Consider the following 12,974-nt stretch of genomic DNA (forward strand, 5'->3'; position numbering starts at 1 on the left):
CCTTGCCTGCCCGCGCGAGTCACGTGTTACGTTTTGTTACGTTCCGGCACGTTACGTTTCGAGTGTTTCGTGCCGGCTCACCCATCCATGGAAAAGTGCGGCGGCGCGGCGCCGCTTCCGTCGCCTCACTTGGCGGCGTAGGGCGGCGGCTCAGGTCGGCGGAGCGCCACGAGGGCGAACAGGCCGGGCAGGATGTCGTCCTCGACCCTGGAGACCTTGCCTTCGAGGCTGATCTTGAGCTCATCGAACGGCGTACAGGTGAGCCCGGCGCTCGCGGAGACGCTCGGCTGAGGCGCGAACAGAAAGGCAGAGAGGGCGCCTCCCGGTTCATGAAGAGCCTGGACTCGAAAGACCGGATGGATTGCCACCTTCGGGAGGACATTGGCGATGATCTCGCCTCCCACCCAGGGATTCAGCGCGATCGCTCCCGCCTCGTCCGCCGCGCCGACCAGCCCGACGCTGCCGTCGATCGACACGGACAGCGCCTCGGCCGGGTAGAGCTCGAGGGCGACGACCGCCGAGTAGAAATCGATCGACGGATACAGCGCGACACCCGACCAGGTCGACCAGAGCGGCTGCATCGTGGTGAGACCGGCGCCGAACGTCGGCGCGTCGACGTCGAGATCGAAGCCGCCGAAGAGGTTGATCTCGTATCCCTCGCCGAGGACGAGCCCGGGCTCGACGCCGAGCATCCGGCCCGGGACGGTGCTGATCATGGTCGAGGTCGTCGGGAAATAGTTGATCCAGCCGTCCCAGTCCTCCATGCCAATCGGGTGCGTGATGATGCCCAGCCGGAGGTGGTGATCCTCCCGGCCAATCTGGAGCATCGCCCACTCGGGCGGGCCGATCTTGATCCCCGGCGTCGGCAAGGACCACGTGGGGTAGACGAACGCCGGCAGCCCGAACGCAGGCAGGCCGAGCGGCGCCGTGGTCGCCTGCACGTCGAGATCGAGCCGGAAGTACAGCGAGCCGCTCGCGAGCCGGAGCCCGACCTCGGCCTGCGCGAGCGCGTCGAAGCGAAGGGCCGCGGGCTGCTCGCGGTGCACGCCCGCGACCACGCTGGTCCCCCCTCCCACCCAGGTGTCGATGTCGGCCGGGAGCGCGGCGAGATGCGATAGCAGCTGGGCCTCCTCTCTCTGGGTCTCCGGACGGCGGCGGTCGTCGATCAGCGTGCGGTGACGAGCGCCCCCGCGGCGATCACCGCCCCGCCGTCGCGGCCCGCAGGCGCTCGACGAGGGGGCGGATGACGTCGCTCCGCAGCTTGTAGGACGCGCGGTTCGCGATGAGCTGGGTGCTCACCTCGGTGACCGTCTCGAGCACCTCGAGGCGGTTCTCGCGCAGCGTCGAGCCCGTCTCGACGATATCGACGATCAGGTGGGAGAGCCCCACGAGCGGCGCGAGCTCCACCGAGCCGTGGACGGGGATGATCTCGGCCACCACGCCCTTGCTCGCGAAGTGATCCCCGGCGATCCGCGGGTACTTCGTGGCGACGCGCGGAAGATCGGGCATCGGCGTATCCTCCGGCCCGGCCACGACGAGGCGGCAGCGGCCGATGCCGAGATCGAGCGGCGTGTAGAGATCGTGGCGGCGCTCGAGGAGCGTGTCACGGCCGGAGACCCCGAGATCGGCGGCGCCGTACTCGACGTAGGTCGGGACGTCGTCCGGCTTCAGGAACACGTACCGGAACGCGCCGTCCGCCGTCGGCCGGACCAGGCGGCGATCGTTCTCCTCGAGGGGCGTGCTGTCGAGGCCCGCGCGCCGCACCAGCGGGATGAGGTCCTTCAGGATCCGCCCCTTGGGGACGGCGATGGTGAGGGGCTTCGTCATCCGTCCCGCCCCTCGACGCGCGCCGTGTCGGCGCCGAGCTGCGCGAGCTTGCGCTCCATGAACTCGTAGCCGCGATCCAGGTGGTAGACGCGCAGCACCTCGGTCTCGCCCTCGGTCGCCACGAGCCCGGCGATGACGAGCGACGCGCTCGCGCGCAGATCGGTGGCCATCACGGTCGCGCCCGACAGCGGCGCGCCGCCGTGCACGTGCGCCGTGTGGCCGTCCACGTCGATGTGCGCCCCCATCCGCGCGAGCTCGGGGACGTGCATGAAGCGGTTCTCGAAGATGGTCTCGACGATGCGCGACGTGCCCTGCGCGAGGCACATCAGGACCATGAACTGCGCCTGCATGTCGGTCGGGAAGCCCGGGTGCGGCGCCGTCGTGACGTCGACGGCGCGCAGCGGCCGCCCCTCGCGGCGGACGCGCACGCAGTCGCCCTCGCGGCCCACCTCGACGCCCGCCTGGCGGAGCTTGGCCGCGACCGCCTCGAGGTCCTCGAGCGGCGCGTTCTCGATCAGCACGTCGCCGCCGGCCGCGGCCGCCGCGACCATGTACGTGCCGGCCTCGATCCGATCGGAGATGATCGCGTGGTCGAACGGCTCCAGCTCGTCCGCGCCCTCGATGTGGATGACGTCCGTGCCGGCGCCGCTCACGCGCGCGCCCATCTTGTTGAGCACCCGGCCGAGCTCCTCGACCTCGGGCTCGCGCGCGCAGTTGACCAGCGTGGTCCGCCCCTTCGCGAGCGCCGCGGCCATCATCAGGTTCTCGGTGCCGGTCACCGTCGGCAGATCGAACACGACCTCCGCGCCGCGCAGCCGCTTGCACTCCGCGACGATGTAGCCGCGCGACAGCCGGATCGTCGCGCCGAGCGCCTCGAGGCCCTTGAGGTGCTGATCCACCGGGCGCGTCCCGATCTGGCAGCCGCCGGGGAGCGACACCTTGGCGCGGCCGAAGCGCGCCAGCAGCGGGCCGAGGACCATGACGCTCGCGCGCATCTGCTTGACGAGCTCGTAAGGCGCCTCGGGCCGCACGTTGTCGCCGGCGCCGACCTTCACGAGCGGCGGTGCGGTCTCGACGTTGCGCCCGAGGAACCGGAGCAGCGCCGAGGTCGTCTCGATGTCGCGCAGCGCGGGCACGTTGCGGAGCAGGCTCTCCCCGTCGGAGAGCAGCGTCGCGCAGAGGATCGGCAGCGCGGCGTTCTTCGCGCCGCTGATGCGGATCTTGCCGGAGAGCGGCTTCCCGCCCCGGATCCGGATGGAGTCCATGCCCCCGCTATCGCACAACCCGCGGCGGAACGCGATGTTTCGGGGGCCGCCTGCGCGCCGCGCGCCGCGCGCCGCGTTTCGCCCCGTGCTCGGCGCCGGCCGTCGCGATCGCCGCCGGCGCGCCGCGCGGGGCGCGCCGGCCGGCGCCGAGCACGGGGCCCACTTTCCCGTGCGCTTCCCGCGCGCTCGTCTAGTCTCCACCGGCCATGCGACCGAGCGCCATCGCCCTGTCCTCGCTGCTCGCCGCGTCTGTGGCCCCGCTCGCGGCCGCGCAGCCGTCGGCCGATCTCCGCGGGTTCCGCGCCTCGATCGACCCCGGGGCCGGCGTCTACCTCGAGCCCGCCGCGACCCCGGACACGGGCGAGTGGAGCGCGAGCCTCTGGGCCTCGTACGCCTACCGCCCCATCGTGCTGCGCGATCCCGCCTCGGGCGAGGTCCGCTTCGACGTCATCCGCCACCAGGTCAGCGCGGATTTCGCGGCCGGCGTGGGCATCGCGCGGCGCTTGCTCGTCGGGCTCACGCTGCCCGTGGTCCTCCACCAGACCGGCGACGCGCCCATGTCCGACGCCACGCGGGTGCTCGGCGACACGTGGCTCCCGGCGCAGGCGCTCGGCGATCTCGGCCTCGTCGGCAAGCTCACGCTCGTGCAGCCCACCGGCGGCGATCTCGGCGGGCTCGCGCTCGCGCTGCACGAGCGCTTCACGCTGCCCACGGGCGACGAGGCGTCGTTCGTGGGCGAGGGGGGCGTCACGAACGAGCTCCGGCTCCTCGCCGAGTACCGCCTGATCGCGTTCGGCGCGCACCTCGCGGCGGGGGTCAAGCTCCGCGCCGGCGAGGCCCGCTTCGGGTGCCAGGCGACCCCGGTCTCCGCCGCGGGCGACGACCCGTGCCCCACGGTGTTCGGCCACGAGCTCCCCTTCGGCCTCGGCCTCTCGTTCCGGCCGCAGATCCTGGGCATCGACCCGGAAGGGCGCGCGACGTTCTTCCTGGAGGCGCACGGGCACCTCCCGCTCTCGCCGATCGCGCCGTTCGCGAGCCAGGAGGCGGCCGCGCTCGAGCTCGGCCTCGCCGCGCGCTACGCGCTGGGCGACGTCTCGTTCCTGGCCGGCGTCGAGACGGCGCTGGCCGGCGGCGTCGGCACCGCGCCGCTGCGCGCCGTCCTCTCGGTGGCCTGGACCCCGCGCGTCCACGACGCCGACGAGGACGGCGTTCCGGACGACGTCGATCAGTGCGGCGAGCTCGCGGAGGACCGCGACGGCTTCCAGGACGACGACGGGTGCCCCGAAGGGGACAACGACGAAGACGGCGTCTTCGACGACGAGGACCGCTGCCCCACGCAGAAGGAAGACGAGGACGGCGTCGCGGATGAAGACGGGTGCCCTGACCCGTGACGCCGGGCCGTGGACGATCCATGACGACGCGGACCGCATGAGCGACGACGGCTACACGAAGCACGGCGGCGGCCGCCACGAGGGGCCCTCCCGCACCTCGCCGTATCCCCTGAGCCGGCTCTCCGCGCCGCACGAGCTCGTCGACGTGGCGCGGGAGATCCAGCAGGCGGACGCGCTGCTCGGCGCGGTCACCGGCGGCAAGCTCGCGCAGATCGCGCGGCAGATCCGGTCGCTCCAGGAGGAGGCGCGGCGGGTCCTCGAGGCGGCGCAGCGCGACGGCGAGCTCCACCGGGCCGCGTGCAGCTTCAAGAAGCGGCCGGGCCACGTCTACCACCTGTACCGGCGCGGCGACGGCGTCCCTTACCTCTCGATGCTCTCGCCCGAGGAGTGGGGCGGCTCGCCGCCGCACGCGTTCGAGGGCTCGTACCGCCTCGAGGTCGACATGTCGTGGACGCCGGCGGACGAGGCCGAGGCGCACGACGCGGAGGCCGGCGCGCTCGCGCGGCTCACCGGCCGCGGCGGCTGACCGCGGCGCTCGCTCACCCGCCGAGCTGGAGCAGCACCTTCCCGAACGACGCGTTGCTGGCGACGTAAATATGCGCCGCCGCAGCATCGCCGATCGGGAAGACCCGGTCCACGACCGGCCGCACCGCGCGGCTCGCGAGCCAGGGGGAGATGTTCCGCTCGAGCACCTGCGCCGCCGCGATCTTCTCCTCGAGCGGGCGCGAGCGGAGCACGGTGCCGAAGAGCTCGATGCGCTTCCGCAGGAGCTCGCGCAAATCGAGCTCCGTGGACGCGCCGGCTGTCAGCCCGACGAGCGCGATCCGGGCCCTCGGCGCGCACGCCTTGATGTCCTCGCCGACGTACGCGCCTCCGACGAGCTCGAGGACCACGTCGACCCCCGCGCCTCCGGTCGCCTTCAGCACCTCGCCCGCGAACGTCGCGCCCGACGTCGCGATCCCGGCGTGCAGCCCGAGCTCGCGGCAGCGATCCAGCTTGTCCTGCGTTCGCGACGTCCCGACGACGAAGCACCCGAGCGCGCGGGCGATCTGGAGACCGGCCGTGCCCACGCCGCTGCCGACCGCGTGCACCAGCGCGCGCTCGCCGGGCGCCAGCCGGGCGCGCGTGACGAGCGCGTCGTAGGCGGTGACGAACGCCTCGGGGACCGCCGCCGCCTCCTCGTCCGTGAGCCCGTCCGGCACCGGCGCGACCTCGCGCTCGTGCGCGACGACCCGCTCGGCGTAGGCGCCGCCCGCGAGGAGGCCGAAGACGCGATCACCCGGCGCGAAGCGGCGCGCGCCCTTCCCCGTGGCCTCGACCACGCCGGAGTACTCGAGCCCCGGCACGTCCTGCGGCGCGCCGGGCGGCGCCGGGTAAAAGCCCAGCCGCTGGAGCAGATCGGCGCGGTTCACCCCGGCGAAGCGGACGGCGACGCGCACGTGCCCGTCGGGCACCTCGGGCGCATCGACCTCGCGCACCTCGAGGACCTCCGGCCCGCCCGGCTCGCGGATGACGACGGCGCGCATCTTCATCTTCAATGTGGCGCTCACGCCGTTCATTCTTCCATCGGCGGCGGGAGCACGCTCTTCCGGTAGAAGTATTCCACCTTCTCCGAGTCCGGATCGGCCGGCTCCTTCTCCGGCTCGGCCGGCGCGTTGCCGCCGATCGCCGCCTCGATCTGCACCTGCTCGAGGGCGTCCATCATCGAGGCCGCGCTCGGGAAGCGCTCCTCGCGGTCGAGCGCGAGCGCGCGCATCGTCGCCACGTCGAGCGAGTGGGGCACCTCGGGTCGCAGCATGCGCGGGCGGATCGGCTTCACGCGCTGGATCTCCGCGAGCAGGGCGGCGGCCGTCGGCGCCTTGAACGGCAGCTGCCCGGTGAGCATCACGTAGAGCAGCATGCCCACCGAGTAGAGGTCCGCGCGCGCGTCGAGATCGCGGACGCCCTGCGCCTGCTCCGGCGCCATGAACGCCGGCGTGCCGGCGACCGCGTGGCTCCCCGCGGCGGCCATCGAGACGAGGATCGACGGCGCCACCCCCGTGTTGAACGCCTCGGCGACGCCGAAATCGAGCACCTTCACGGTGAGCGGGCCCCGGTCGCCGCCGACGAGACAGATGTTGTCCGGCTTGAGATCGCGGTGGAGGATGCCCTCGGTGTGCGTGACGACGAGCGCGCTGAGCACCTGGACGGCCACGTCCAGCACGACGGGAATGGGCATGGGGCGCTCGCGCGCGAGCCGCTCGGTGATGGTCTCGCCCTCGAGACGCTCCATCACGAGGTAGGGCGTGCCGTCGTCGAGCACGCCCAGATCGTAGACCTCGACGATGTTCGGATGGCCGAAGCGGCCGGCGACGGCGGCCTCGTTGTGGAAGCGCGCGATGGCCGTCTTGCTCTGAGCGTACTGGCCGCGGAGCGTCTTGATCGCGACCCGGCGCCGCAGGCCGATGTGGATCGCGTCGTAGACCATGCCCATCCCGCCCTTGGCGATGACGCCGAGGATGCGGTAGCGGTCGTGCAGAAGGCGGCCGACGAGCGGCGCTTCCTTCGTCGGCCGCGGCTGATCGGGATCGATATCGGGCGGCAGCGGCCCGTCCACCGGCCACCCCGACTCGCCCCGGCTCGTCGGCGGTACCCGCGTCGAGGAGGGCGGGGCGACGCTCGGCGTGAGCGCCGTGCCGTGCACCGGGCACCTCTCGGTGTCCGACGGGTGCGGCAACCCGCACGCCTGGCATCGGATGAAGTGCTGCGGCGGCATCGGGGACCCGGTCAGAGTACGGGTACATCCGCCCATGCAGCAAGCTCGTTCAGGGAGCGAGCGTCCCGGCTGGGGGGGCACGCCCACAGCGTGTGGTTGGGTAGCCAACCCATGTCATCTTCAGCAGCTGGGTTGGATCGGCTCGCGGCTTACGGTAGGCTGAGCTCAAGCGTGCCGCAGCCGGTCCGAAAGAAGCCAACCCGACGAGCGCGAGAGCTACCGCAGCGGGGCGGGTACCAGAATTTGCACCCGAACGTAAGGCGAAACGTAATCCGGAACGTAAGACGAAACGTAAGGCGGCACGTCGACCTGAACGTTGACCAGCACGTAAGCCAGTACGTAATTCGAACGTAAGATCGAACGTAAATCGAGCGTTGGGCAGCGCGTGACGGGCTCGGGGTACGCTTTCCCCGACTGCCAGCAGTGGGGGCCAGCGGGATGGGAAGGGGAAAGAGACAGAGGCCATGAGCACGGCGGAGAAGCTTTCGGACGGTGCCTCGGCCAGCGGTGAGTCCGATCCGCTGCTGGGAAAGGTCTTGAATCAGAAGTTCAAGATCCACTCCCTCCTCGCGACGGGCGGCATGGGCGTCATCTATCGCGGCGAGCAGATCGCCCTCGAGCGGCAGGTCGCGATCAAGGTCCTGACGCCCACGAACTCATCGAATCAGATCGACCCCAACTTTCATAAGCGCTTCTTCCTCGAGGCGAGCATCCTCGCCAGGCTCCAGCACCCGAACATCGTCACGGTCTTCGACTACGGCCGAGTCGAGAACATGGAGCCCGAGCGGTACTTCATGGCCATGGAGTTCCTCGAGGGCGAGACGCTCTTCCGGCGGCTGCGCAAGGCGGGCCGCCTCACGGCGCCCGACTCGATGGGCATCGCCCGGCAGATCGCCCGCGGGCTGCGCGAGGCGCACAAGCACGGCGTGGTGCACCGCGATCTGAAGCCGTCGAACGTCATGCTCGTCCCCGGCGAGGACACCGGAGAGCTCGTCAAGATCCTCGATTTCGGCCTCGTGAAGGTGCTCGCGGACGACTCGGAGGAGCTCACGCAGCAGGGCTCGTTCCTCGGCTCCCCGCGCTTCATGTCGCCGGAGCAGATCTCGCACGGCAAGGTCGATCTGCGGACGGACGTGTACTCGCTGGGCGTGATCCTCTATCAGATGCTCTGCGGAAAGGTCCCGTTCGAGGCGCAGAACTCGGTCCAGATCCTGATCGCCCACCTGCAGCAGCCCGTCCCGCGCATGAAGGAGCGCAACCCCGAGGCCGACGTGCCCGAGCCGCTCGAGGCGTTCGTGCTGCGCTGCCTGTCGAAGGATCCGGACGGCCGCCCGGCCAACATGGAGGCCCTCATCCGCGGGCTCGGCGAGTGCGCGCAGGCGATGGGCCTGTCCCCGGCGTTCGGCTCGACGGGCCTCGTGACCATGGACTCCACCGGCACCGGCAGGATGCCGACGCCGATGCCGCCCGTGCGCGTGATGACGGCGATCCCCGCCAGCTCGTCGTCGCCCACGTCGACGTCCGGCGCCACGACCTCGCAGGTGGACGACGCCTCGCTCGGCGCCGCCTCGCGCCCCGCGGACGCCGCGCCGCAGGGCCGAAAGGGCATCGTGCTCGTCGCGGTGGGCGTCCTCGCCGTCGCGGGCATCGGGGTCGCGATGTCGCAGATGCGCTCCAGCGAGCCGCCGCCGGCGCCGGCCGCCGCGCAACCGGAGAAGCCGCAGGCCGCGCCGCCGCCCGCCGACGTCGGGTCGTTCGTGCTGATGGTCGAGTCCATGCCGTCCGGCGCCGAGGTGCTGGAAGACGGCAAGCCGCTCGGGAACACGCCGCTCCAGCTGTCGCTCTCGAACAGCTCCGTGCGCGCCAACCCGCGCCGGCTGACCGTGCGCCACGAGGGGTACGAGCCGTACTCGATCGTCCAGGGCCCCTCCGATCAGTCCGTGCGCCTGGTCGCCACGCTCACGAAGCAGGCCGCGGCGCCGACGAGCACGCCTGCCGCGCCGACGCCGCCTCCGGCCGCCCCGGCGCCTCGCCCGTACTCCGGCCGGCCGGCCGCCAGGCCCGCGCCCGCCCCCGACGCGCCGTCCCCGCCTCCGCCTCCTTCTCCTCGGCCGCTGGATATCCAGATCGAACGATGACCCTCCGGCGCCCCCCACACCCCATCGTCGTCTCCCCGTCTGTCTTCACCGCGCGGCCGCTCTGGGCGGATATCCTCGCCGGCTCGGAGGCACCTTGTTCCAGGCTTTCCGTTGACGGGCACCCTGCGCTCGGCGCGCGCGGTGACGGTGAAGGAGACGATGTGCCGCATTCTCCGGAACATGCGCAAATGTACGCGCACGAACACGCGCACGAACACGCGCTCGCTCGGCCCGTGCAGCGCGGCGAACGTCAAATCCAGCGGCGAACCCAGGCCGCGCTGACCGCCCGAACGACCAACCGAACGATCGATCGAAGATCCCCGTATTCATCCGTTCCCGCCGGCAGTAGACTCCAGGCTCTGCGTCCCGCAGACGCGCTTCCCAGGCCGATTCCAAGCGGGATCCGTTGCTGAGGAGCAAGGAAATGAACCCGCTCGTCCCCGACTTCATCATCCAGCAAGACGCTCTCGGCAACACCGAGGGCAGCTTCACGGGGGCGGTGCTGATGATCGACATCCCCGGCTTCACCGAGCTCACGGAGAAGCTGATGCAGCACGGCCGCGCGGGCGCGGAGACGCTCGCCGGCACGCTCCGGTACTACTTCGACCCGCTCATCGCCGCGGTCCACCACGCCGGGGGCTTCATCACGAACTTCGCGGGCGACGCGTTCACGGCGCTGTTCCAGGACACGCCGGACCGCAAGGTCGCGGAGTACGTGCTCGGCGCGGCGCTCGCGATGCGCGACCTGTTCGCGGAGCACCCCGAGCGCGACACGCCCTTCGGCAGCTTCCCGTTCTCGTTCCGGATGGGGCTCGCGTGGGGCTCGGTCGAGTGGGGGATCGTCCGCATCTCCCCGGAGCGCGCGTACTACCACTTCCACGGGCAGGCGCTCGCCGCGTGCGTCGCGATCGAGCGGCAGGCGCTGAAGGGCGACATCCTCCTCGACCGCGCGCTCTGCGACCGCATCCCGCCCGCGAGCGCGAAGTACCACGGCGAGGGCGTCTACAAGCTCGGCGACGTGCCGGCGCCCAGGATGCCGCAGGTCCCGAGGAACCCGCCGCGCGGCGAGGGCACCGCGTTCGTGGCGAGGGGCGTCGCGGACATGCCCCCGGAGGGCGAGTTCCGCAACGTCACGAGCGTCTTCCTCTCGTTCGAGCAGATCCCGAGCTTCGCGGAGCTCACGCGCCTCCTGCACGAGCTCTCCGAGCTCTACGGCGGCACCTTCACGGGCATCGACGCGGGCGATCTCGGCATCGCCGCGCTGATCCACTTCGGCGCCCCGATCACCCACGAGAACGACAACGATCGCGCGCTCGACTTCGCGCTGGAGCTGAAGAAGCGCGGCCTCCGGCAGATGCGCCTCCGCGCGGGGATCACGCGCGACGTCCGGTACGCCGGCTTCAACGGCGGCACCGAGCGCCACGAGTTCGCGTGCATCGGCCGCGCGACGAACCTCGCCGCGCGCCTCGTCGCGAAGGCCCCCTGGTCGGCGATCTGGGCCGACGAGCAGGTCTTCCGCGCCGGTGAGACGAGCTACCAGTGGACGACGGAGAACATCTTCCGGTTCAAGGGCTTCGATCTGCCCATCCTCGTCTACTCGCTGGAGCGCCGCCGCATCTCGGTCCAGAAGGAGTTCTACGACCTCGGCCTCATCGGCCGCGAGGCGGAGATCGAGCAGCTCGTGCGCTACGTCGGGCCGATCTTCGAGGGCAAGCCGGCCGGGATCACGTACATCGACGGCGAGCCGGGGCTCGGGAAGAGCTACCTCGTGCAGCGCTTCCGCCACCGGTGCGAGGAGCACCAGAGCGACCGGCCCTTCCTGTGGATCGACGCGCGCTGCGACCAGACGCTCCAGAGCTCGCTGAACGCGTTCGAGTTCGCGCTGAAGGAGTACTTCTGGGAGTCCTCCGCGCTCGGCAAGGAAGAGAAGCTCACGAACTTCGACGACGCGTTCGAGTACCTCCTCGAGCGCCTGCCCGAGAGCCAGGCCGCGCTGAAGCGCGAGCTCGATCGCGCGCGCTCGGTGTTCGCCGCGCTCATCGGCATCCGCTGGGAGGACTCGCCGTACGAGCGCCTGCACCCGAAGCTCCGGTACACGAGCACGCTCTCGGCGCTGAGCTTCGTCTTCCTCGCCGAGGCGTCGCTCCAGCCGGTGATCCTGCACCTCGAGGACGCGCACTGGGCCGACGAGGACTCGCTCGAGGCGGTGCGCGTGATCGCGCGCGCGTGCCGGGGGCTGCCCATCGCGATCATCTGTACGACGCGGCGCAAGGACGACGGCACCCCCGTCCGCATCCCCCTCGACCCGGGCATCTCCGAGAACGTCATCGAGCTGAAGCCGCTGCCGCGCGAGCAGCTCCTCGCGCTCGCGGTCCCGTTCTTCGGCGGCCCGATGCCGGACATGCTCGCGACGCTCCTCTGCGAGACGGCCGGCGGCAACCCGTTCTTCGCGCAGGAGATCCTCGCCTACTGGCTCGAGGACGGGCGCTACGGATCGAGCTCGAGCTCCATCTCGATCTCGAACACGTTCATGCCGCCGAAGAACGTGAACAGCCTGCTCATCTCGCGCCTCGACCGGCTCGACGCGAAGGTGAAGCAGACGATCGTCGCCGCGGCCGTCCTCGGGCGCGAGTTCGACCTGCGCGTGCTCGCGCTGATGCTCCCCGACGCCTCCGTGCTCGAGGAGCACGTGCGCATCGGCGAGGCGCAGTGCATCTGGTCGCAGATGACGGAGCGGCGCTTCCAGTTCAGCAACGCGCTCCTCCGCAACGCGGCGTACGAGATGCAGTCCCGCGCGCGGCTCCAGGAGCTCCACCGGCTCGCGGCCGAGGCGATCGAGAGCCTCTACGGCGACGACCTCGAGGACCAGCTCGTCGCGCTCGGCCGCCACTGGCGCCGCGCGGGCAAGGTGGACCACGCGCGCCGCTACTTCCTCGCGGGCGCCCGCAAGGCGGCGGCGCGCTACGCCCACGAGGAGGCGACCCGCCTCTACCGCGTCTACTTCAAGCTCTCGCCGGAGCCGACGCCCGAGAGCGTCGTCGTGCGCTACGAGTTCGCGCGCGACGTCCTCGAGGCGAGGGGGCGTTACCAGGAGGCGCGGCAGGAGCACATCCGCGTGCTCACCGACGCCCAGAAGCTCGGCGATCGCGGGTCCGAGTCGCTCGGCTTCCTCGGCCTCGGCCGCACGCACTGGGCGATGCAGCAGCCGGACGACGCGCGCACCTACTGGGAGGAGGGGCTGCGCGCCGCGCGCGAGGCGGGCAACCTGCCGGCCGAGGGGCTCACGCTCGCGAGCCTCGGCATGGCCTACGCCGTCCAGGGCCGGTACGACGCCGCCCGCACGCTCTACTCGCGCGCGATCACGGTCGAGCGGCAGATCGGCAACCGGCGCGAGGAGGCGAGGCTCCTCGGGGAGTTCGCGAAGCTGCACCGGCTGAGCGGCCACCTCGGCGAGGCGGAGGCCCTGCAGGAGCAGGCCGCTGCCATCGAGCGTGAGCTGGGGGCCTCTTGAGCCGGTGGGGGCCGCTGGCGTGCCCTCCGCCCACGCGAAGGCGGCCCCGCCGTCCGCCGTCGTCGCGCGTTCCCTAGATCGCGGCGC

9 protein-coding genes are annotated in these 12,974 nt (G+C 71.5%); 4 read left to right on the forward strand and 5 right to left on the reverse strand.

Going from position 1 to position 12,974, the window contains the following annotated elements; all coding sequences use genetic code 11:
• Positions 1–125: 125 nt before the first annotated feature.
• The 3 genes from WMF45_RS50470 to murA form a co-directional block, all read right to left on the reverse strand.
• Positions 126–1,058 (reverse strand): hypothetical protein, encoded by a 933-nt coding sequence (locus tag WMF45_RS50470; protein ID WP_437714571.1) that lies wholly within the window; start codon positions 1,056–1,058, stop codon positions 126–128.
• A 139-nt stretch (positions 1,059–1,197) separates the two neighbouring features.
• On the reverse strand, positions 1,198–1,827 hold the full coding sequence (gene hisG / locus WMF45_RS50475; RefSeq protein ID WP_437714573.1) for an ATP phosphoribosyltransferase: 630 nt from the start codon (positions 1,825–1,827) through the stop codon (positions 1,198–1,200).
• Positions 1,824–3,092 (reverse strand): UDP-N-acetylglucosamine 1-carboxyvinyltransferase, encoded by a 1,269-nt coding sequence (gene murA / locus WMF45_RS50480; RefSeq protein ID WP_012241754.1) that lies wholly within the window; start codon positions 3,090–3,092, stop codon positions 1,824–1,826. Before murA ends, hisG begins: the two co-directional genes overlap by 4 nt.
• 206 nt (positions 3,093–3,298) lie before the next feature.
• On the opposite strand from murA, the gene WMF45_RS50485 reads away from it, so the two are divergent.
• Together WMF45_RS50485 and WMF45_RS50490 are read left to right on the forward strand one after the other, a co-directional pair.
• Positions 3,299–4,483, forward strand: a complete 1,185-nt coding sequence (locus tag WMF45_RS50485) for a hypothetical protein (RefSeq protein WP_437714575.1) — start codon at positions 3,299–3,301, stop codon at positions 4,481–4,483.
• Positions 4,458–5,009, forward strand: coding sequence for a DUF2452 domain-containing protein (locus WMF45_RS50490; protein WP_437714577.1), 552 nt, complete (start codon positions 4,458–4,460; stop codon positions 5,007–5,009). The genes WMF45_RS50485 and WMF45_RS50490 overlap by 26 nt, the downstream gene beginning before the upstream one ends.
• 13 nt (positions 5,010–5,022) lie before the next feature.
• Here WMF45_RS50490 and WMF45_RS50495 read toward each other — a convergent pair whose 3' ends face one another.
• On the reverse strand, positions 5,023–6,009 hold the full coding sequence (locus tag WMF45_RS50495; protein ID WP_437719672.1) for an NAD(P)H-quinone oxidoreductase: 987 nt from the start codon (positions 6,007–6,009) through the stop codon (positions 5,023–5,025).
• A gap of 29 nt (positions 6,010–6,038) precedes the next feature.
• On the reverse strand, positions 6,039–7,166 hold the full coding sequence (locus WMF45_RS50500; protein ID WP_437714579.1) for a serine/threonine-protein kinase: 1,128 nt from the start codon (positions 7,164–7,166) through the stop codon (positions 6,039–6,041).
• A gap of 536 nt (positions 7,167–7,702) precedes the next feature.
• Here WMF45_RS50500 and WMF45_RS50505 point away from each other — a divergent pair.
• Together WMF45_RS50505 and WMF45_RS50510 are read left to right on the forward strand one after the other, a co-directional pair.
• Positions 7,703–9,376: a protein kinase domain-containing protein gene (locus WMF45_RS50505; protein ID WP_437714581.1), complete on the forward strand. Its 1,674-nt coding sequence runs from the start codon at positions 7,703–7,705 to the stop codon at positions 9,374–9,376.
• A 424-nt stretch (positions 9,377–9,800) separates the two neighbouring features.
• Positions 9,801–12,887, forward strand: a complete 3,087-nt coding sequence (locus tag WMF45_RS50510) for an AAA family ATPase (RefSeq protein WP_012241760.1) — start codon at positions 9,801–9,803, stop codon at positions 12,885–12,887.
• The last annotated feature ends 87 nt before the right edge of the window (positions 12,888–12,974 follow it).

The organism is Sorangium sp. So ce448, assembly GCF_051520915.1.
Classification (GTDB): Bacteria; Myxococcota_A; Polyangia; order Polyangiales; family Polyangiaceae; genus Sorangium; species Sorangium cellulosum_B.

What these genes read in the sequence shown, in the direction of transcription:
- murA (WP_012241754.1), bottom strand. Translation starts at nt 3,092, where the DNA reads ATGGACTCCATCCGGATCCGGGGCGGGAAGCCGCTCTCCGGCAAGATC.
- WMF45_RS50490 (WP_437714577.1), top strand. Translation starts at nt 4,458, where the DNA reads ATGAAGACGGGTGCCCTGACCCGTGACGCCGGGCCGTGGACGATCCAT.
- WMF45_RS50505 (WP_437714581.1), top strand. Translation starts at nt 7,703, where the DNA reads ATGAGCACGGCGGAGAAGCTTTCGGACGGTGCCTCGGCCAGCGGTGAG.
- WMF45_RS50495 (WP_437719672.1), bottom strand. Translation starts at nt 6,009, where the DNA reads ATGCGCGCCGTCGTCATCCGCGAGCCGGGCGGGCCGGAGGTCCTCGAG.
- hisG (WP_437714573.1), bottom strand. Translation starts at nt 1,827, where the DNA reads ATGACGAAGCCCCTCACCATCGCCGTCCCCAAGGGGCGGATCCTGAAG.
- WMF45_RS50510 (WP_012241760.1), top strand. Translation starts at nt 9,801, where the DNA reads ATGAACCCGCTCGTCCCCGACTTCATCATCCAGCAAGACGCTCTCGGC.
- WMF45_RS50485 (WP_437714575.1), top strand. Translation starts at nt 3,299, where the DNA reads ATGCGACCGAGCGCCATCGCCCTGTCCTCGCTGCTCGCCGCGTCTGTG.